General features: G+C 36.3%; 17 protein-coding genes and 1 pseudogene. 4 read left to right on the forward strand and 14 right to left on the reverse strand.

Annotated features, from left to right (window positions below; genetic code table 11):
* Positions 1-29: 29 nt before the first annotated feature.
* Genes ACFVSW_RS07955 through ACFVSW_RS07970 form a run of 4 tightly spaced genes read right to left on the reverse strand, consistent with a single transcriptional unit; the run spans position 30 to position 4,677 of the window.
* Positions 30-1,520 carry a Na+/H+ antiporter subunit D gene (locus ACFVSW_RS07955; protein ID WP_387314363.1) on the reverse strand — a complete coding sequence of 497 codons (1,491 nt, stop codon included), beginning with the start codon at positions 1,518-1,520 and terminating at the stop codon, positions 30-32.
* Positions 1,513-1,851 carry a Na(+)/H(+) antiporter subunit C gene (locus ACFVSW_RS07960; RefSeq protein ID WP_024028404.1) on the reverse strand — a complete coding sequence of 113 codons (339 nt, stop codon included), beginning with the start codon at positions 1,849-1,851 and terminating at the stop codon, positions 1,513-1,515. The genes ACFVSW_RS07955 and ACFVSW_RS07960 overlap by 8 nt, the downstream gene beginning before the upstream one ends.
* The gene (locus ACFVSW_RS07965) at positions 1,851-2,276 is read right to left on the reverse strand and encodes a Na(+)/H(+) antiporter subunit B (RefSeq protein WP_387314366.1); all 426 of its coding nucleotides are present in this window, start codon (positions 2,274-2,276) and stop codon (positions 1,851-1,853) included. Before ACFVSW_RS07965 ends, ACFVSW_RS07960 begins: the two co-directional genes overlap by 1 nt.
* The gene (locus tag ACFVSW_RS07970; protein WP_387314368.1) at positions 2,260-4,677 is read right to left on the reverse strand and encodes a Na+/H+ antiporter subunit A; all 2,418 of its coding nucleotides are present in this window, start codon (positions 4,675-4,677) and stop codon (positions 2,260-2,262) included. Before ACFVSW_RS07970 ends, ACFVSW_RS07965 begins: the two co-directional genes overlap by 17 nt.
* A 144-nt stretch (positions 4,678-4,821) precedes the next feature.
* On the opposite strand from ACFVSW_RS07970, the gene ACFVSW_RS07975 reads away from it, so the two are divergent.
* Positions 4,822-5,514, forward strand: a complete 693-nt coding sequence (locus tag ACFVSW_RS07975) for a universal stress protein (RefSeq protein ID WP_387314371.1) — start codon at positions 4,822-4,824, stop codon at positions 5,512-5,514.
* A gap of 445 nt (positions 5,515-5,959) precedes the next feature.
* On the opposite strand, the gene ACFVSW_RS07980 is transcribed toward ACFVSW_RS07975, so the two are convergent.
* The 3 genes and pseudogenes from ACFVSW_RS07980 to ACFVSW_RS07990 form a co-directional block, all read right to left on the reverse strand.
* Positions 5,960-9,130, reverse strand: coding sequence for an ATP-binding cassette domain-containing protein (locus tag ACFVSW_RS07980; protein WP_387314374.1), 3,171 nt, complete (start codon positions 9,128-9,130; stop codon positions 5,960-5,962).
* A 217-nt stretch (positions 9,131-9,347) separates the two neighbouring features.
* The gene (locus tag ACFVSW_RS07985) at positions 9,348-9,740 is read right to left on the reverse strand and encodes an SRPBCC family protein (RefSeq protein ID WP_387314644.1); all 393 of its coding nucleotides are present in this window, start codon (positions 9,738-9,740) and stop codon (positions 9,348-9,350) included.
* A pseudogene (locus ACFVSW_RS07990) lies at positions 9,741-10,067 on the reverse strand (ArsR/SmtB family transcription factor); the annotation flags it as partial.
* A gap of 412 nt (positions 10,068-10,479) precedes the next feature.
* Here ACFVSW_RS07990 and ACFVSW_RS07995 point away from each other — a divergent pair.
* On the forward strand, positions 10,480-11,010 hold the full coding sequence (locus tag ACFVSW_RS07995; protein WP_387314377.1) for an HD domain-containing protein: 531 nt from the start codon (positions 10,480-10,482) through the stop codon (positions 11,008-11,010).
* A 108-nt stretch (positions 11,011-11,118) separates the two neighbouring features.
* Here ACFVSW_RS07995 and ACFVSW_RS08000 read toward each other — a convergent pair whose 3' ends face one another.
* The 6 genes from ACFVSW_RS08000 to ACFVSW_RS08025 form a co-directional block, all read right to left on the reverse strand.
* Positions 11,119-12,102 carry a tRNA dihydrouridine synthase gene (locus ACFVSW_RS08000; RefSeq protein ID WP_387314379.1) on the reverse strand — a complete coding sequence of 328 codons (984 nt, stop codon included), beginning with the start codon at positions 12,100-12,102 and terminating at the stop codon, positions 11,119-11,121.
* A gap of 687 nt (positions 12,103-12,789) precedes the next feature.
* Entirely contained in the window at positions 12,790-13,518 is a 729-nt protein-coding gene (locus tag ACFVSW_RS08005; RefSeq protein WP_387314381.1) for an amino acid ABC transporter ATP-binding protein, read from the reverse strand.
* Positions 13,515-14,159: an amino acid ABC transporter permease gene (locus ACFVSW_RS08010; protein ID WP_387314382.1), complete on the reverse strand. Its 645-nt coding sequence runs from the start codon at positions 14,157-14,159 to the stop codon at positions 13,515-13,517. Before ACFVSW_RS08010 ends, ACFVSW_RS08005 begins: the two co-directional genes overlap by 4 nt.
* A gap of 57 nt (positions 14,160-14,216) precedes the next feature.
* Positions 14,217-14,987: a transporter substrate-binding domain-containing protein gene (locus ACFVSW_RS08015; protein ID WP_387314384.1), complete on the reverse strand. Its 771-nt coding sequence runs from the start codon at positions 14,985-14,987 to the stop codon at positions 14,217-14,219.
* 311 nt (positions 14,988-15,298) lie between these two features.
* A complete protein-coding gene (locus ACFVSW_RS08020; RefSeq protein WP_387314386.1) occupies positions 15,299-15,673 on the reverse strand; it encodes a cytochrome-c oxidase in 375 nt (124 codons plus the stop codon).
* A gap of 106 nt (positions 15,674-15,779) precedes the next feature.
* Positions 15,780-16,352 (reverse strand): hypothetical protein, encoded by a 573-nt coding sequence (locus ACFVSW_RS08025; RefSeq protein ID WP_387314389.1) that lies wholly within the window; start codon positions 16,350-16,352, stop codon positions 15,780-15,782.
* 157 nt (positions 16,353-16,509) lie between these two features.
* On the opposite strand from ACFVSW_RS08025, the gene ACFVSW_RS08030 reads away from it, so the two are divergent.
* Together ACFVSW_RS08030 and ACFVSW_RS08035 are read left to right on the forward strand one after the other, a co-directional pair.
* Positions 16,510-18,555, forward strand: a complete 2,046-nt coding sequence (locus ACFVSW_RS08030; protein ID WP_387314392.1) for an AAA family ATPase — start codon at positions 16,510-16,512, stop codon at positions 18,553-18,555.
* 828 nt (positions 18,556-19,383) lie between these two features.
* Positions 19,384-20,937, forward strand: coding sequence for an ABC-F family ATP-binding cassette domain-containing protein (locus ACFVSW_RS08035; protein WP_387314395.1), 1,554 nt, complete (start codon positions 19,384-19,386; stop codon positions 20,935-20,937).
* A gap of 847 nt (positions 20,938-21,784) precedes the next feature.
* On the opposite strand, the gene ACFVSW_RS08040 is transcribed toward ACFVSW_RS08035, so the two are convergent.
* Positions 21,785-22,012, reverse strand: coding sequence for a hypothetical protein (locus ACFVSW_RS08040; protein ID WP_387314398.1), 228 nt, complete (start codon positions 22,010-22,012; stop codon positions 21,785-21,787).
* Positions 22,013-22,156: the final 144 nt, after the last annotated feature.

Consider the following 22,156-nt stretch of genomic DNA (forward strand, 5'->3'; position numbering starts at 1 on the left):
TTTCCATATATCAAGATAACAATTTGTATCTATTGTGCCTGATTGCTGCCCAAGACTGCTTCAATATATTGGCTTGGATTCATTAAGCCTTCTACTGCAATATCAACGTAATCATGAATTCCTTCCGTACCTAATCCGAGCGCAATCGTTAATATGGTAAGGATTCCTATTGGTAACAATAACCCCTTCGTTGTCCCTTTCTCTTTCTCCTCTGTTAAGTCGGTATACCCCCAAAATCCATTAATAAATATTTTCATTATCGAATATAGGACCATGAGGCTGGTAATCAGTCCAATTCCACCCAACCAAAAGTAGCCAGCTTTAAAAGTGCCCTCTGATATGAAAATTTTCCCTAGAAAGCCGCTTAACGGCGGAATGCCAGACAAGGATAATGCTGCTATAAAAAACATCCAGCCTAGTCCCGGGTGTAATCGGATAAGTCCGCTGATTTCTTTTAGCTTACTCGTTCCAGTGAGGTGTACGATTGTTCCACCTAAAAGGAAAATCAGCGCCTTTATAATCATATCGTGAATCAAATAGTAAAGAGATCCCGTCATCCCTTCAGTTGTAAAGGATGCAACTCCCGCTAAAATAAATCCAACACCCACAATAACGTTATAAGTCAAAATTCTTTTTATATCCCAATATGCGACTGCCCCAATTGCTCCTAATAGCATTGTTACTGCAGCCAAAATCCCTATAAATAAATGGGTAACCTCTGGCTCATGATAAAAGACGAGTGTGAAAACTCTCATAATCGCATAGATTCCCACCTTTGTTAAAAGAGCAGCAAAAATAGCCGAAATCGCTGTTGGAGGGGCACTGTAGGAGCCAGGCAGCCAAAAGAATAGAAAAAGGCCTGCCTTTAAACTAAAAACAATTAAAAAGAGAAGGGCAACCGTAGTCATAAGACCCTCTTGTCCAACCTCAGCTACACGAAGCGAGAGGTGCGCAAAATTCAAGGTGCCAGTCATTGCATAAAGGAATGCGATAGCAACAAGAAAAAGAAAGGAAGAGATGATGTTAATCAATATATATTTAATTGATTCCCTGAGCTGAATTCTCGTGCTGCCTAGTGAAATCAAGACATAGGAGGCAACTAACATCACCTCGAAGAAAACAAATAAATTAAAAATATCTCCCGTGAGAAAGGATCCATTAACCCCTGTAATCAGAAACAAAAATAACGGGTAAAAGTAGTACGATTCTCTCTCTCTTCCAACAGAGTTAAAAGCAAATAATAAACAACAGAGTGAAACGATGCTCGTTACCAGAATCAGTATAGCTGAAAACATATCAGCCACCATACTAACCCCAAAGGGAGCTTCCCAGCCGCCTAAATGAAGGGTTTGAATTCCTTTTGAAGCAATTTGAATGATCAATAATAGTGTCGAAACGCAAATAGCTATTGTAGAAAAAACACTTAGAAATCTCTGTAATATTAAATTTTTCCTAAAGATCACCATTATCATTCCCGCTATAATTGGGATAATGATGGGCAAAATGACCAAATTATTCATTCTCAGTACCTCTCAGTTGCTCTGTATCATCCGTGCCCAACACTTTATAAGCACGATAACTCAGCACTAAAAAAAGAGCTGTTGTTGCAAAATTTATCACAATTGCTGTTAATAAAAGGGCTTGTGGTAATGAATCAGCATAGGTTAGATTCTTTATTCCAAGAAGCGGCGGGCCACCCTTTTTTAATCCCCCCATCGTGATAATCAGCAAATTGACGCCATGACCAAGGATGGATGTTCCCAAAATGATTCTTAGCAGGGTTTTTGTCAAAATCAAATAAGTTCCAATTGCAAATAGTATACCAACCAGGATAGACATTAACGTTTCCATTATCGATCATCACCTATACTCATAATGATCGTAATCGAGGTTCCAATAACGGCCAACCCTACCCCGATATCAAAAATCACCGCCGTTGCAAGTTCTGTTTTCCCAAAAATAGGGAGATTAAAATAACCGAACGTCTGTGTTAAAAATGGGGCATCTAAAAGAATCGCACCGACTCCCGTTAGAACAGCAATCAACACACCTACAGCAGCCAACACTTTAAAATCTAATGGTATATTTTTACGAACCGTTTCGATATCAAATGTTAGAAACAAGAGGATTATGGCTGATGCAAATGCCAGACCGCCGATAAATCCACCACCGGGGAAATGATGGCCAGAAAAAAAGAGGTTAATGGCAAACGTAAAAATGATAACGACTGCAACTTTTGTAACGCTTCGTATGATGACATCATTCGGCTCCTTCATTTCTATCCCTCCTTGGTCTAAGCTTAATTAATGTATAAACCCCTAGACCGGCAACAGTCAGCACAAGAATCTCCAGCATTGTATCAAACCCTCTAAAATCAACAAGGATTGCATTTACAATATTTTTTGCACCCGCCAGTTCATAAGAGTTTTCATAAAAACTTGAAATCGTTTCAAATAGGCGATTTCCGTTTGCAGCTAATGCTACGATTGTAACCAGCACACCAACACCGATAGAGATAAAAGCATTTACCGCCTTAAAACGTACACGACTAATCTCCTTCTTCATTTGCGGCAAATGATAAAAGCATAATAAGAACAGGGCCGTTGTAACCGTCTCAACTACCAGTTGCGTTAATGCCAAATCGGGAGCACGAAATAGAACAAAGAAAAAAGAAACGAGAAATCCAAGTGCTCCAACTGCAACAATGGCAGTCAGCCTCGTTTTTGAAAACATTACGGTTATTGCGGTAACAATCATCACAAACATTAACCCCAATTCAAAAAAATTGGCAGGTGCATCACTAGAGGGGTCAAAGGAAAAGCCATCAAACAACCACATCGCCCCGCCAACAACAAGTATGATAAACGAAAATATGTAGACTAAATAATCGCGGATAAACCCCGTCATATACCCCTCCGTTATCAACTTCGATGAACTTTCCATTTTCTCCAATCCAAGATTATACATATTATTTAACGTGAAATTGTCTGGGTATAAATGATAAATTCGATACCACTTTTTCAAATATATGTACAACAATGCGCCCAGTCCGATGACTCCAAAGGTCATAAATAACTCAGGATTCCAACCATGCCAAGCACTTATTTTTACATTTAATTCACCTGCTTCAGCGAGCGTTGGCAACACTGCATGCAGAGCAGGATTTAATAAATAATGGGAAAGAACATTTGGAAAAAAGAAAATAACAATAACAAGAGATCCAAGGATAAGTGGAGAAATTAACATCCCTATCGGAGCCTCATGCACGTCCCTACCTAATTTTTCAGGTTTATTCTTCCCTCTAAAGGTTTTAAAAACAAGAATCATGCTATAAACAAAAGTAAACACACTGGCAATCCATGCGATGACCGGTATAGCCATGCCTATAGCGTCTGCATTAAACACAGACATATTTGATACATTTAATACGGCAGTAAAAAACATCTCTTTACTTAAAAATCCATTAAATGGCGGAAGTCCAGCCATTGCAAAGCTTCCAATCACGGTTAGGGTAAAGGAAATTGGCATAAGGTGCATCAAGCCGCCTAACCTCCGAATATCTCGTGTTCCCGTCTCATGGTCAATAATACCGACGACCATAAACAAACAGCCTTTAAATGTGGAATGGTTAACTAAATGGAAGATCGCTGCAAATATTGCCACAGCATATACAGAGGAATCATTACCAACTCCGTAATACAAGGAAGCAGAACCTAAACCAAGAAGGCTCATGATTAATCCTAATTGACTAATGGTTGAGTATGCTAATAAAGCCTTAAGATCTGTTTGTCTTACTGCATTGACAGACCCATATAATAAGGTGATAATTCCTACTCCTGACACAAGCCAGAACCATTCAGCAGCACCTCCGAAAATCGGAGTCAGACGGGCAACTAAATAAATGCCTGCTTTTACCATTGTTGCCGAATGCAAATATGCACTTATTGGCGTAGGTGCCTCCATTGCATCTGGCAGCCAGATACTAAATGGAAATTGAGCTGACTTTGTAAATGCTCCGATTAATATTAATACCATTGCGGGAACAAACAATGAATGCGAAGGAATATCAGCTGTATTGCTTACCATTTCTCGAATACTATAAGTATCCGTAATCATAGAAAGCATGATGAAGCCTGCCAACATCGCCAGCCCGCCAAAAATCGTAATCAACATCGATTTTTGTGCACCATATCGTGATTTTTCACGTTCATACCAGTAGGCAATTAATAAGAAAGAAGATACACTTGTTGTTTCCCAAAAAACATATAGAACAACAATATTATCAGAAAATACTAGACCAAGCATAGCTCCCATAAATAACAGCAAATACACATAGAAATTATGCAGGGCTTCACGATGTTTAGACATATAGAAAATGGAATAGAGGATCACTAATGAACCAATTCCCGAAATCAATAGTCCGAATATCAAGCTTAACCCATCTATATGCGTCGTGAAGTTAATATTGTAGGCCGGAATCCACGGAACGGTAGCTGTGATAGTATTCCCTTTTGAAATTTGGGGAATAAATGCAAATAAATAGGCAAATATCAACAAAGGAATAAAAAGGACAAACCACCCTGTATGAATACGCGGTGTCAATTGCTTATATATGTATGGTACTGCTATTGCAAATAGAAATGGAATCAAAATCATTATGTGAAACCAAAAAGACATCATACCCCTCCTTTGAAATACATTACAAAAAAGTACATTATTGTAAAATCGATTGACTGTTTGTATAGCATGAGTTATAGTCATACATAGTTTATTAAAGAGAGAATTAAGTTGGGGTCTCAGCCATTCCGAGGTGAACGAATTATGAAAAAAATCAAAGAGCGCATGGACGAAAGTATCCTCGTCTGTTTATATTATGGTCCTAATGGTGAACGTCTCATTCAACGAGGCTGTAAAATTGCAAGTATGCTGGATTGTCCGCTATACATCCTCACGGTAGACCCTAAACCATTTGATGATTTGGACGCAGAAAAATCAAACTATATTGCAAGATGGAAACAATTAGCTTCCCAACATAATGCTGACGCATTTATTATTAAGGATAATGAACAAAGACCGATTTCAAAAGTGATTGCAGAGGTTGCCAGAGAAAAAAACATTACACAGATCATACTCGGCCAAACTGCTCAAAGTCGTTGGGAACAAATAGCTAAGGGGTCGATTATTAACTCGTTATTACGTGAAATTCCATTTGTTGATCTTCACATCATTTCCGTTTCCCGTTATCTAAAAAATCCTGATAGACATTTCGAAAAAGGTGTACGTGCTTATCTTGTTAAGGAGAACAATAACTACCGGATAATCTTTAAGCATACAAAGGATATAGAATTCGAAGGGATTTTCTTTAAGGAATTTGGAACTGACTTTAATAACGGTATTTTCAAATTTATGAAAGATAAGGAAACATTACAAGTCAAAGTATATGATGACATTGTTAAAAACTTAACAAACGTTGAGATGGATACGAACTTAACTTCTGATGAAGATTACTTATAATATATCTCCTCCAACCTTGGTGGAGGTTTAACTACTGCCTTAACCAGCGGGAAAGATCAGAAGGATTTTTTAATCTATGGACGTTTGGAGTTAAATCATAACCAGATCCCCATCATCAAAAAGGTGGGGATTTTTTGATGCTTACATTTGATTAAGCTTTTACACAATCTGAAATAAAATGAAAAAATAGCACACTACTTCAGATTTCCTCCTAGATTAATGTGAAAAAGAGTATCTGGAATATTGTGCTCGTTTACAACATTAACGATGTTACATAATTAAACCATAACATACAATTATGTTACATTACAAACTTTAGAATTGGTACTAGATTGTTAATCCTCCCCAGACAGTACCGTTACCTCAAAGCCAAAGGTCCCATCTGGGGTGATTAGTTGTCTCTCCAAAAATAAGTTAAAACATAACTTATTTTTATCATGCTAATTTAGTTATTTTGCTCAAGGCATTGATAAACCGCCATCATATCTCGTTTATTTAACTCACGAATACGATTGAAAATGGGAATGTCTGCGACAGCTTCTGTATATAAGCTTTCATCAACAACATCACTAACTGTTCCAGTTAACCATGTTTTTACTGGTATGCCTTCAACAAGTTCCTTAAGGCCCTCATCATTGATGCCGCTTGCATAACAACTTACACATGGAATGGTTAATTTAAACACGCCATCATGCAGATTATCTTCTGATATCACTTTCTTTCCTTTACAGAATGGACATGGATGGCTTTTTTTAATTTTATTAATTTCGGTAACTAATTTTTTGTAACCAAATGCTTCATAAACATAGGTTAGTTTTTTGTATTTTCCATTAGTGAAATACTGATCGATGATCGTTTCTCTTGTTTCATTGATAGCAGGAAAATCACAGATGGTCACTTGATTATTGCTGCTAATGGATTCGATATTGTCTTTAATTATGTCCCAGAATGGTAAGACATTTTGTAAAACCATTTCATAACCCGTAAAGCTTGCTTGTTCTAATTCAAACATTTTTAAATAGACTTGTGTTTTTCTAGGCAGTAAGGAGACATCCTCTGTCAAAATCATATCGCCGCCTACAATCGATTTCAGTTTGACGAGTGCAGGTATATCACCTACTATTTTCAATACTTGGTTAATCGGCTGATTGATCATTTCACGAATATCCGTGTCTCCAAATTTAAGCGGTTTATGGTGGTTTAAAACAGTCCCCTCACAAATTGGACATGGAATCTTTTCTTTAGAAGCTTTCATTTGCTCTTTAATAATTGATTTTGAAACGACCATATACATTCCAAGGATGGTATTAAAACCAACCCATGTTCTTCGCGCCTTGCCTTTCTTATCATAAAATGACTTTTCAAAATAGCCGTACCAAAATGTATGCTTTTCTTCATCTGACATCTCACTATAGCTTTTCGTCAGGTCATGCCCAAGCTCATTCTTTAGTTCTTCAAATATAAATTCCAATTTTGGGTATTGATAAAATTTTAATACATCCATTACTTCTGGATAGAATAGGCCATCCCAGAATGGTAGATTTTTGTCTTGAATCACAAGATCTTTATCAAATACTTCAATCTTTAGACGTCCTGAGCATGATGGACAATGATTGTTCTGAGAAAAGAAATCAAAGCTTCTAGTGTCTTTATTGGTTGGATGCGCCGCCACAATATGGTTAATCATGCCGCCCATTTCATAAAGGAAACTATATTGACTGTACAAGTGTCTTTCAAGATCAATCGCAATGACTGGGGCTATTTTATTAGAATCGTATTCACCATAAATCAAACGGGCCATTGATGATAAGCTTTTTAAAATACCGCCCTTATAGACATTTTCTGCATGTTTAAAATAATCGATATGATGTTCTTTTAAATAGGTAATGCCATGTTGTGATTTAAGAGTAGAGGAAATAGACGATGGCAGCGCGACTTCTTCCCTATTTTTAGTCTCATAATATTCTTGATGACTTACAACATCAAGATGCGTTACAGGTTCATTCTTTCTTTTACCAAAATCAACGATAAAATCAGAATTCTCCATCATATAGGCATTATGTTCAATCATCATGATTGAAACGGACTCATCGTGTAGAATGCCCCTGATACTATCAATGAATTGATTTAAGATATTTTGTGATAATCCTTTGGAAGGTTCGTCAAAAATGAAAAGTGTATGTGGATTTCTAGAATTTGCAAACAGTTCCGAGACTAAATGCACACATTGAAATTCACCTGTCGATAATGTTTGCGTTTTTCGATTTAAAGTCAAATAACCTAGTCCAAGTTTGATCAATAAGCTCAAACGTTTATGCGCGATGTCTTCATTTGGAAGTTCATCAATGATATCTTCAATGGAGCGATCAAAAATATCCTCAATATCTTCACTATATTTTGTGATTTTCTTTTTAATATCAAGAAAAGTCGCAACGGTTGACCGACTCGTAATTGATTGGTTCCGATCTTGTCCAACCATAACGAGTTTATCTTTTTTGTACCGCTTCTGAAAATCCTCGGCAATGCATTCATTGACAAGTGTTGATTTACCACATCCAGACTCTCCGGTAATGGTTACAAGTCTATTTTTTGGTATTTTTATTTCCGCCATTTGAATATTACGGCAATATAAATCATAAAAATGATAGTAATCGGTTGGCTCTTCTTCATTTCGTTCTGAGTTTACTGGTTTTGGGCGCGGAGATTCATCGACGATTTTACCGCCATATTTACCACTGCCAGGTCCAAAGAATACGCAGGTCTCAGTTGTATCGAGCACTGTGTCAGAATGGTCAATCAGCCAAATTTGATTCTTATAGCCTAATTCTTTAATTTGTTCTAAAATTTTTAGTAATGTTTCGTGATCAATACCGACTGATATTTCATCAATGATAATGACAGTATTTTCACTTACAGCCATGAATTCTGCGAGGTAAAGTCGTGTTAATTCTCCACCAGACAATGTACCCATAATTCTGTTTAATGTTAAGTAACCCATATTCATGCTGATAATGTTTTTAAGTATATGCTGTTTTTCTTCACTAATATGTAAATCTTCTGATAGCGAAAGAATCGTTTCCATATTTAAGTTATTCATATCTGATATACTATGCGGTTTACCAAATAAATCGATTGTATATTGCAGAGTTTCCTCGTTATAACGCTTTCCATGACACTTAGGACATTCGACATTGCTGTTAGTACCGCGGCCTTTACACTTAGGACACCAGCCTAATTCATTATTAAATGAAAAGACTTCTGGAGAAAGATTATATTCTTTAGCGAGTCTTACACGAATCTCTGTAAATACGCCAGTATGGGTGCCAATTGTTGAACGTGGATTAGAAGAAATAGATGATCTTCCAAGAAAAAGTACTAAAGGCATTTCTTCCATATTAATGGAACTGAAATTTGTTTCCATAATTTCAGGAAATAAATACTGATAGTCTGCCTTTGGCAATAAAGAAACGAGACGCTTCTTGGATTCTTCCCCAATGGTTTGACAAAAAGTTGTTTTACCAGATCCAGATAAACCCGCAATGCCTAATGATTGATCTTCCGGCAAGACGGCATCTAAACGATTAATATTGTTGGCAATTAATTGATTTATTTTCATACTTGATATCCTCTCCATTCTCTAAATCTAGTATTGCCATGTTAGCATAACTTCAAATGAATTTGTTGTGCTTTTTTTGAATCGACAAACTCATTTAATTGTAGTTTTGTATCAATATTTGTACTAAAAAAGCAAACGGCTCAGTCCTTTACTGAGCCATTTGCTTTTTTCTATACGTTAGCTTAATCCTAAAAAAACTCACTTCAGAGGTTTGGTCTTACATTTCCTCTAGCACTTTTTCAAGATCGCCGCCCATTTTCACCCAACCAAATTTCGCACCATTGAATGCTTGATCTTCTTTTTCGAATCCTGTTTGATCAAGATGTAAGTAGGTTGTTCCATCCTCGTGCTTCAATGTCCATGTGACTGTAGTGTTTATTGGACCACCTACCCATGTGTAGGATAGCTTATAAGGCTCGTCCACTACTAATACTTCACAATCTACAATTAAATTCCACTGCGGATTTCGGAATTGACATTTATGTCCTACGACTGGTTTAAAGTCATTTTCCATGATCCATTTGGCAAGAGTATTTGCATCCGTTAAGGCGAGCCATACCTTCTCGATTGGGCTTTTAAAAGTAAAATCTTGTGATACTGTTAAAGTCATTTTTTGTTCCTCCTGTAATATTTGGTTTAACCGTAATATTCTTTCACTCCAGAATTTCCTGTAAAACGATACCCAATCCTCAATTTCTCGGAGTGGTGCAGCATTCAGCCGATAACGCGTTTCCCTGCCGACCTTTCGATGTGTGACCAGACCGGCATCTTTCAGGATTGCCAAATGCTTAGAAACTGCAGTACGGCCCATTTGAAAGTGAACCGTTAACTTATTGAGAGGCAATTCTTCGGCGTCTGCCAACAGCCGAAGCAGTTTACGCCGAGTTGGATCGGCAATTGCATCATAAACATCTCTGATTGGACCTGTCCCGTTCAATATCACTGTCCCCTAATCCTCGTGACTCATAAATGACACTTAATGGTGTCCTATCTGCAATTTATAATACGACACTATTTTGTGTCATGTCAAGTTTTCCCTTGATAAAGTATTCTTAATCAAAAATTGCCCTCACTCCAGAAGCGAATTTCTACATTTTACGTTGTTTTCAAAATGTTATTTATTCTTTGGATTACAGACTTTTTCTTTGTAAATAAAGGGGAAAACTATACCCTATAGTAGGTCCAAATTTTTTTCAATCTGACTCATGAGAACCCCCATTTTTCTTATTCTAAATAAGCTTTGTTACTATTTCTAACATGCTTTTTCACTTAAATCGTTTAACTTATTACAAAAACAACACCAAATGTTTTATAATACAAACTAATAATTTTAAATAAGGGTGATTAACATGAGACACGTAACATTGATTCAAATTTTCAATCATCATATAGCGAAAAAATATCTTAGTCGTTCTGGAATTGCTCATGCAATCGCTTGTGCCTACTACGCTTTTAAATTAGCAAAAGAATACAACGTATCTGTTGACTTGGCAACCAAAGCTGCACTGCTGCACGATATGGGTCATTATACTTGGTATAGTAATGGAAAATGGGATTATGATTTATATAAAAAGAATGATATTCATGCGATAAAAGGGGCGGAACGAGCCCATAAATTATTGATCAGATTAGGAGAAAATCCAATTATCGCTAAAGAAATTGCGTTAGCTATTTTATTTCATACGGATTCTTATATGCCAGAAGGTTTTATCAAAAGGACACCATTACAAGAAATTGTAAAATTAGCAGATGAGTCAGACGAGGAACAAGGCGGCATGCATCATTATAGAGAAATAGAGAAAGAAAAGGCTATAAAAATGATTGTAAGATTGGACCAAATGGTAGAAGAAGAATTGAGAATAATTTCTGATAAAAATTAAAAAAGTTCCTGGCACCACCCGAATTTTGTCGATTGCCAGGAGCAATAATGAGTGGTAAAAGGAACTTTTTTAATTCAAATCTAGTTTATTTCAAGCTTCGCGACCGCTTCAACATTCTTTTCCAAAGTTATCAAGCAATGCACGCACTTCATCTGTTGATTTCGTGTTCATCAATTGATTTCTTAATTCAGCAGCTCCAGGGAATCCTTTTACATAAATTTTGAAAAAGCGATGAAGCCCTGTGATTGAACGTGGTAGTACTTCCGCATATTGATCTTGAAGATCAAGCTGCAGTCTTAAAAGATCAAGGTATTCTTTACTGCTATGCTCTTTTGGCTCTTTTTCAAAAGCAAAAGGATTTTTAAAAATACCTCGCCCAATCATAACGCCATCAATACCATATTGTTCAGCAAGCTTCAGCCCAGTTTGACGGTCAGGAATGTCTCCATTGATTGTTAGCAGCGTATTTGGTGCGATACGGTCACGTAATTTTTTGATTTCCGGAATTAGCTCCCAATGCGCATCTACTTGGCTCATTTCCTTTCTTGTACGTAAATGAATCGAAAGGTTCGCAATATCCTGTTTTAAAATATGCGTTAGCCACTCCTCCCACTCATTTACATCGTTATAGCCAAGTCGTGTTTTCACGCTGACAGGCAGTCCGCCCGCTTTTGCTGCTTGAATAAGTTCTGCCGCAACGTCTGGACGCAGAATAAGGCCACTACCCTTCCCTCTCGATGCCACATTCGGTACAGGGCAGCCCATATTAATATCGAGGCCTTTAAATCCTAACTCCGCCATGCCAATACTCATTTGGCGGAAATATTCGGGATTATCCCCCCAAATATGTGCCACCATTGGTTGTTCATCTTCTGTAAAAGTCAAACGGCCACGCACACTTTTCATGCCCTCTGGATGACAATAGCTATCCGAGTTTGTAAACTCTGTGAAAAATACATCCGGTCGACCGGCTTCACTTACTACGTGACGAAAAACAAGATCTGTCACATCTTCCATTGGTGCAAGTACAAAAAATGGTCGTGGTAACTCACGCCAAAAATTATCTATCATTTCAAACTCAAATCCTCTCACTATGGATACAACTTCAAACTCTCGGTCAAAAAATATAAAGCCAAATGTTCCACTTCTTTTATACTTATATCATGCTTAATAACTTATTATCAAACACAAGGACATTTATAATTCGTGAAAAACGATTGTGAAAATCGACAATGTTTATTTTAACGAAAATCGGTCCTGAATGGTATTTTTATAAACAAGGCGCTGTTATAACTGAATGTTAATTTCACTGTGTTTGAAAAATAAACGGTAAAATTCCGTTTAAATTGGGAAATATCCATATTTCCTTAAAAATAAAGGGAGTATTTCCGTTTATATTATCCAAATCGTTGGATTTTGCCGTATTTAGAGCAGTTAATCGGAAAATCTCCGCTTATTTCTGCTTCTTAAGCTTCCTCTATATACATTAGCCGGAAATTCTCCGCCTATGAATTTTGTAACAGAGCCATAAACAAAAAAGCAGATGGTATAAATTTTATCTATATCAACTGCTCTTCTATTATACCAATTCTAACCACGCGACCGCTTCACAATGTCCAGAGTGTATGTGGCAACACATGGGTGCTGGTGAGATAAATTTACTTCAGCGGTTGGAAATCTTAACCGTCTGTTTTCATAAACTTTATATTAAAAAAAGGGAGAACCTCAAAAGTTTTTCTATTTGAGGTTCCCCGTTTAATATTACCCTATTATTTTTGTTTATAGCACCTTACTTAAGAAAGCCTTAGTTCTCTCATTCTGTGGGTTACCGAATAACTGATTCGGTTCATTTTCTTCTACAATATATCCTCCATCCATGAAAATAACATGATCTCCAACTTCCCGGGCAAATCCCATTTCATGTGTAACAACAACCATAGTCATACCTTCTTTAGCAAGCTGTTTCATAACCCCTAAAACATCTCCGACCATTTCCGGATCAAGTGCAGAGGTCGGTTCGTCAAAGAGCATGATTTTTGGATTCATTGCCAGCGCCCTTGCTATGGCAACTCGCTGTTTTTGTCCCCCAGATAGTTCTCCCGGATAGCTGTTTGCTTTTTCTTTAAGTCCAACCTTATCAAGTAACTCAAGAGCAGTTTTTTCAGCCTCCGCTTTATCAATAGTAAGAATTTTAACAGGACCTAAAGTGATATTTTCTAAGACAGTCTTATGTGGGAACAGATTGAATTGTTGAAATACCATTCCAACCTCTTGTCTAACTTTATTTATATTGATTTTGGGGTCTGTTATATTATGCCCGTTAATCACTACCTCACCGCCAGAGATTTCTTCCAGTCGGTTTATGCACCGAAGGAATGTACTCTTTCCTGACCCAGAGGGGCCTATTACACATATTACTTCTTTTTCTTGCACTTCTGCATTAATATCTTTTAAAACCTCAAGGTCCCCAAAGGATTTTCTTAAGTTTTTTACAGTTATAATGCTCATCGCAGCTGAATCCTCCTTTCTACGAAACTAGCAAGTATTGTTAATAAATATATGATGATAAAGTAAATAACACCTACAACCAGCCAAATCTTAAATGCTTCAAAGGTTGCTGAAGCCTGAATTTGCCCCTGCTGTGTTAAATCCGCAATACCAATAACTGATAAAAGAGAAGTGTCTTTTAAACTAATAATGGATTGGTTCGTGATCGTAGGGAGCATTCTTCTAAAGGCCTGAGGCAGGACCACGTAGCGCATGGTTTGAGCTCCTGTAAAACCAATCGACCTAGCTGCTTCTGTTTGTCCCTTATCAATTGATTGAATGCCTGCTCTGATAATCTCTGCAAAATATGCCCCTGCATTGATGGCAACAGTGATAATACCCGCTGTTGTATTGTTCAAGGAAACTAAATGAAGGGAATTTATTCCAAAATAAATGAAAAACAACTGTACAATAAATGGGGTTCCTCGTATTACATCAACATACACTTTCGCAATCCAATTCAAGATTTTAATAGGCGCAAGCCGTAACAAGGCCACCAATAAACCAATTACAAAACCTAGAATAATGGCAATAACAAATATATAAAGCGTGACTTGAAGTCCTTTTAATAATATTGGTAAGGCTGCAATAATAGTATCCACTTTTTTCATCCCCTATCGAAAAGAAAGCGCGCTTTATGCGCGCTCTGTAATCATTATTTATTTACCAAGATAAGATTTTACAATTTTATCATATGTTCCATCATTTTTGAGTTCAGCAAGACCTTTATTAATTTTTTCTAATAAATCCTTGTTTTGTCCTTTCAAAACAGCAATTCCATATTGGTCGCCATTTAATCGATCACCCACAATTTTCAAACCAAGGTCCTTTTGGGCAATCGCATAGGATATAACAGGATAATCTTCAATAAGTGCATCTGCATTTCCATTAGAAACTTCCTGGAACATTGCTGGACTATCGTTAAATTGAACCACATTAATTCCTAGTTTCGAAGCATTTTCTTGTGCAAATTTAGCACCTGTTGTTCCTTTTTTAACGGCAACATTTTTTCCTTGAAGGTCATCAACTGATTTAATACTTGAATTATCTTTTTTTACAACAACTGTTAAACCTGCATCAAAATAAGGAGTTGAGAAATCTACTACCTTTTTTCTATCATCTGTGATGCTCATTCCAGCAATAGCTATATCAAGCTGATTGGCTTGCATAGCTGGAATTATTCCCCCAAAATCCATTGCATTAAGTTCAATTTTAAAGCCCTGATTTTTAGCAATGGCATTGATCAAATCAATATCAATACCCTTATACTCATTTCCATCTTTATATTCAAATGGAGGGTAAGTGGTATCCACTCCAACTTTATATACCTTTTTACTACTCGCATTATCTCCTGTTGTTTCCTTGGCTCCACATGCTGCGATGAAGAGAGTAAGAATCAAAAATAAACTAAGTAAACCAAATTTTCTCATTTTTCAAATCACTCCTATTTTTTAGATTATTCTTATTAATATAGCACAGATATTAAACACTATAAAATTTTTTTCACCTTTTTCCAGAGTTAAAATAGAAAACTCCTAGAATGTATCATGAGGGAAACACGGACAAACCGAGACAGGACAAGGAAAGAACACGAAAAAGACCCCGAAATCGGAAATGTTTATTTTCACGAAATCAAGGTCGGAAGCGAAAATGTATATTATTACCAGGAAATGTTTATTTTAGTTAGACACTTATAGTGAGTTGCGAGACACATTCAACATGCGGAGAGTGTATGTGGCAACTATGATTCTTGACCTACATATTTAAAAATATTAATCATAAACAAAATAACCCCCACTACAACCGCTATTGAACCGGCAATGGCTGCTGGAAGACTTGCCAAACTACCTGTTATTACTTCAAATACAATGGCCCCCGTCATGACGGGAAGTCCAATATTATGCAGCCAAAACTGGGTTTTAGCCAACTTAGAATGAGCAGCCGCTGGATACAAATGATAAATGATTCCAAACAATGCCATAGAAACCCAACCTAACAAGTTAATATGTGCATGGATGGATTTAAATCTGAAATCTTGTATAATTCCCATCATAATCCCCATTAAAACTCCTACCGTAAAATACACTGCTGCTACTTTTAAATATAATTTTCCCATGTTCTTTTCATCCCTTTCATTAATCGTTTTGATCTATTCTTTATCAGGTACTGTCTAAATACGATGATATCTATCACCCTTTTTTTCTATGGATCATATATATCGATCAGTTCCCCCTAGTTTCTTCTTCTTTATACGTCCCTTTCCATAATGAATATCCTAACCAAATGAATGAAACGCCTGCTAGCGGCTGAGCTAGATAATTGCCAATAGGAATAAAATCTATAAATGGTACAATGACAAGGAGAAGGGCCGCCCAACGAGGAAGTATTCCTTTCACTGCTGTTAAAAGATTGAATAAGAACATCCCACCAAAAAAACTAAATAAAGAGATTATGAGACCCATATTCATTTGCTCAGGAAGAGTGTTTACTAATTGTGGAGCATGCTTTTCTAAAGCAGGAACTACGAAAACATCTGACCAGCCAAATCCAGTCCACATTCCCGCCCCCAAAAAATAGATAAGAAATGTGATGAACCCCCATTTCCCCAAAATTTGCATCTGGCGAAAATACATCCCTGCAATTCCTAATAAGAGGACAAGCATACCCAGTAAATTAACATAAGCAGCCATTGTCTTCAGGGATGAAATACTATACAAAATCGCAAAAGAAATGAAAAGAACTCCAGTGAAAATTAAACACAAACCAGAAAATCTTATAAATGAAGGGACTGTCATAAAAAAACCTCCAGTAAATTGTTTTATACTCCCTTTAAATGTACTTTCCAGATACTCTCAAAAACAATCTCACATTACTCTCAAAAACCGGTCTTTACTAAAAACTTAGCGTATAAAATAAATAACAGGATTATGCGGTATTGTGGAGGTGAATGAAGTGCGGATAAGTGAAAAAAAAGTTAATGCGCAAAAGAAGAATTTTGTAGGGCGTTCCAAAGAAATGGAGATCATTCACCGCCATATTGCTGGTGATTGGAAATGGCAATGGATTCATATTTATGGTCAAAGCGGCATCGGAAAGACTACATTTCTCCAACATGTGACTTCAGAAATAAAAGGTGCCTGTTTTTACTTTTTGGATGGTAGTCAAGGAATAATAAAGAAAGATGATGTGCTAGCTCAATTGGCAAAACAACTGGATAATACAAGTGAATCTAAGAATAATAATCTGGACTCTGAAGTAATGGTTCAACAGATGAACAATAAAGCCCGCTCTATTGGAAAAAAGCATATACTTGTGATGGATGCCTTCGATCAATTTCGTTCGGTTGAAAAATGGTTAACTGAATGGTTAGACCAATTAGATGAAAATATACGTATTATCACATCAGGTCAACATCCACTGACTGGCAGATGGCTCCATTATGGATGGGCAAACTTGATCTATACATTACACCTTCCAGCCTTGACTTCGATTGAGGTTCAGCAATTTGCTCGTAAACAAGGAATCACTAACACCCAAGCGCAGTCTGATATTTACCAGTTTTCTAGAGGTATTCCCCTTGCATTGACACTTGCCGCAGAATTGATGCTTCAGACTCAAGGAGACATGCAATTCAATCGACAAGAAAAAACGGAGCTTCTCAACATTTTGATGGAAAAATTGCTTAACGGGCTACCTTTAAATGTGTGTAAATTATTAGAGGCTGCTTCTGTATTTTGGAAATTTAACGAAGAGAGACTGGCATCCATCATAAACGAAGAAATGGATGCATTTTCATTTCGGAAACTCATAATGATGCCATACGTTTTATTAATAGAAGATGGTTGGATGGTACATGATGCGGTTAGAGCTTGGGTATTAGAGGACTTAATGCTGCGGAAGCCACTCAAATATGAAGAAATGCGGAAGAAGGCACTTAACCAGATTTGGTTGGAAGAGCGAAAAAATCCGAAACTTAGAAAAAAGCTGCATTTAGATAAAATGAATTTACACGAAAATCCAATGGTTCGGAATATATGTTTTTCTGGACATTTAGAGGATGTGGAATTACGTGCATGTAGGGAAATTGATTTACCCGCAATACAGTCTTTATATATTCGATATCATCATTATGCATTACCAATTGTCCCTGAAGAGCGTTATATGGAAAAGTTAATACGCCCAATCTGGGAAGTAGACCCTACATCTTTTATAACCATCTGGGAACGAAATGAACTCATTGCTTTTTACTGTAAGGTCCCTCTCCATGCTGAAATGTTAGAAATATTAGCAACTGAACCGATATTACAGCCTTTTCTTTCAAAGTGGAAACCCACCCCAAATGCATATTCACTTTTATTAATTGGGATTGAACCGAAACTTGAGGATAAAACAAGTGCTTATATCGTTAATACGATGATAAATCACTTATCCTTTTCAGAGTGGATCCTTGATTTTACATGCTTCAAAGAGTGGTTTCCCATACTCGAACTGTGTGGGTTTAGCCCCGCTCCATGGGCAAATACAATAACACATTACGGAACAGAATATCGTGCATTCATACTTGACCTTACACAAGAAGATTATCTCACGAAACTTGATCGTTTGTTAACAAGTCGGGGCTCTGAAAAGAAAGTAACGAAATCTTCACAAACTCAGGACGTTCAAGATTTGAAAAGTATTTTAAAAGAATGGAATCAAATCATTAGTAACCCTGCATTATCAGATACTTATTTTCGTTTGTTTCCCCATCGAATGAGAGATTCAGAATCCGTCAAAAGCATGGGGATTTCAATACAGAAGGAAGTAAGCAATATAATTACTCAACTAATCAATGAAAGGGAGCGTGAAGCCACTTATGGTAAACTATTAAAATATAGATTTTTACAAGGGAACCATTCTCATGAGAAAGTTGCAGAAAGGCTCAACCTGTCAATGGCCACATATTATCGTTATCTAAATAAAGCATTGGAGCACCTCTATCAATTATTGTCTATGTGAATAACCAAGTTTAATCATTAAATGTTCCTTAAAACTCTCGAGTAATTTTTTTACAGAAAAGATTTAATACTCAAGTACTTTTCAAATTAACCAAAATTTCCAATAGAAGTTTATTTAATAATAACCCCATATTGATGTCCCCAAAAAATCAGACCTAAAAACCAACTCCTTTACATGAACAAATAGCTTAAAAGGCAACAACGCTAAGCGTTAGTTGCCTTCTTTTGTGCAGTTAAAAAATATATTTTCAATTTTGCCCCGCCTCAAACCCGCATTCCACCGTTCGCTAAAATAAAGTCTTTCCTTTTGCCCAATTTTCCATAAAAACATCACACTTTTTATCGAGTTGGAATAAAGCTTTTCTTTCTTTCTTTTTTCTCGAATGTTGATATGTCTGGCTTGTTGGGCCTTTTCTTCATGGTTTTTGGAACATGTTTATTTTAACATGTAGGATTTCTATTTTTCAGTTACAATATCAACGTTAGTAGTGCCACACATTCCACGTGCGTAGAGTGTACCTGGCAACACATGGGGTGTTGATGAGTTTACACATGTTTTTAAAAAATTTAGTTTAGAACTCAACCAATTCTTTCATTTTTTCTGTATTTATTCCCATATGGGAATAACTCTTATCTTACCTACAGTTCGGTTGTATAATAGACTAGACTCTTACCCAATTGATATACGTCTAAGTAAATATTATTCAATAATCTCATTTTATTAAGATGCGGCAGACTTCAATTTTCACAAAAAATAACTTCAAGATAGAAAAAAAAGCCAAATTTTAGTAAGATATTCACATGTGACATTAGATAAGGGGTTAAAAAAATGAGCGTATTAAACGTACAAAATTTAAGCCACGGTTTCGGTGATCGTGCGATTTTTAATGATGTGTCTTTTCGACTTTTAAAAGGAGAGCACGTTGGACTAGTTGGGGCAAATGGTGAGGGTAAGTCTACTTTCATGAATATTGTTACTGGGAAGTTGCAACCCGACGAGGGAAAAGTTGAGTGGTCACGAAAAGTTCGTGTAGGTTATTTAGATCAGCATGCTGTACTTCAAAAAGGTACTACGATGCGTGACGCTTTGAGTACTGCTTTTCAATATCTTTTTGATGCTGAATCAGAAATTAATGAACTTTATGCAAAAATGGGCGATGAAGGTGCTGATATCGATGCATTACTTGCAGAAGTTGGAGAGCTACAAGAAATTTTAGATAGTAATGATTTCTATCGAATTAATTCAAAAGTTGAGGAAGTTGCTCGTGGTCTAGGATTAGATGATGTTGGGCTCGATCGAGATGTAGATGATCTTAGCGGTGGGCAACGTACAAAAGTTTTGCTGGCTAAGCTTTTGCTAGAAAAGCCTGAAATCCTATTACTAGACGAGCCAACGAACTATTTGGATGAACAGCATATCGAATGGTTGAAGCGCTATTTACAGGAATATGAGAATGCCTTTATCTTGATTTCACATGATATTCCATTTTTGAACAATGTTGTTAACTTGATCTATCATATGGAAAACCAAGAGTTGAATCGCTATGTTGGTGACTATGATGACTTCTTAAAAATTCATGAAATGAAGAAGCAACAGCTAGAGTCTGCTTACAAACGTCAACAACAAGAAATTGCTGATTTGAAGGATTTCGTTGCTCGTAACAAGGCAAGTGTTGCGACTCGTAATATGGCGATGTCTCGTCAGAAGAAGCTCGACAAAATGGAAGTTATTGAATTAGGGAAAGAGAAGCCGAAACCAGAGTTTAACTTCAAAGAAGCTCGTGCAGCTAGTCGTTATATTTTCACGGCTGAAGATCTTGTTATTGGTTACAATGAACCACTTTCTCGCCCTCTAAATTTGAAAATGGAACGCGGACAAAAAATTGCATTCGTGGGTGCAAATGGTATTGGTAAGTCTACTCTTTTAAAAAGTATTCTAGGGTTGATTGATCCAATTTCGGGTAAAGTGGAACGTGGTGAGTATCAACACATTGGTTACTTCGAGCAGGAAGTTAAACAGTCTAACTACAACACTTGTATTGAAGAGATTTGGAGCGAGTTCCCGAGTATGAATCAGGCTGAAGTTCGTGCTGCTCTTGCAAAATGTGGATTAACGACGAAACATATTGAAAGTAAAGTCGAAGTCCTTTCTGGTGGCGAAAAGGCCAAAGTTCGATTGTGTAAAATTTTAAACACAGATACGAATTTATTAATTCTAGACGAACCTACCAATCACTTGGATGTGGACGCAAAAGATGAATTGAAGCGTGCTTTAAAAGCATATCGCGGAAGTATCTTGATGGTATCCCACGAACCCGATTTCTATCGTGAAATTGCGACTGATATTTGGAACTGTGAGGATTGGACTACGAAAGTGTTTTAAATAAAGATTAATGGGTACCCAATGAATAAAAATTCACTTGAGTACCTCTTTTTATTAGTCATCCAAAATTTTTAATATAAATATTCTTTTAGATTTCTTAAAAAAGCTCATCCAAACTAAAGTTAGAATGAGCTTCTGACTATTTCAATATTAATTTTGCTACAGCTTCCAAGTGTGTTGAGTTGATGGTGTATACAGTTAAAAATTATTATCAGAGTAGCACTTGCCAATTCATTAACTTTTCCTTTTCCCTTTGTTTGATAAGAGAGTTCGCTTAATGTTGAATATCATCTTCGAATAGTTCACTTTTATAAATTATTATTCAATTATTCTTGAATTGTTCCAAACCATTAATGAACTAATTATAGACAAGTAGATTTTGGGTCGGTTGGAGTCGAACCACCAATTTACTAAAAATCTTTCTGTAAACATTTACAAGGATTTTTCACACATATGAAAAATTATTAACTACGGTTTTAACACGATCAAATGAAAAACACATTGCGGGGGCACAAGGTTATTCAAAGTTTAAATCAGTACAAAAATTAGCTCTAGTGTTGGTCATAGACACTTTTGATGTAGTGGTGGTTACCTTGACTATTGTTTTAATTGTGATAAGTTTACCGTAGTTACAAAAAAAAGACCTATTATTTATTTCCTATTTTTATTGCATAGTATCGTTGAACTGTGCATTAATATTCTGAACTGTCTAAGTTATTTCCACATTTGTTGCATTGAATTGATACGATGATTTCATCAGCATTTAAAACGCTTTCGTTATTAAAAACTTCTATATCCCCAGATCTTTTAGAAAAATTATATTCTAATTCTCTAGTACATCCGCATTTTAAACATTTAATAATTCCTCTTGTTCTAACTCTTTATAATCTAAGGAACAAATTTTTTCATAATTTGTTCTTGAACCTTGATGTTTTGCCGTATGTAATGTGTAACAAGTAGCATGATGCATTTTATTCATTTCAGCAGTACCGAAATGATTAAAAACATAACCTGGTTTGTTATCAAGTAGCCATTTCTCATATCCGTTTTCATCCTTATAAAATTTAAATATCATTTGAACCCCTCCTCCTTTAATTGATTAAAAATTTCTTTGAGTATAAATATTAATATAGAATATATTAATTGTACTCATATACTATAAGGACCTTAAGATACATTGTTCGATATTTATTGAAAAACACCTTTAAAGTCACCTATA

It is taken from the genome of Neobacillus sp. NPDC058068 (assembly GCF_042885335.1).
GTDB lineage: Bacteria > Bacillota > Bacilli > Bacillales > Cytobacillaceae > Neobacillus.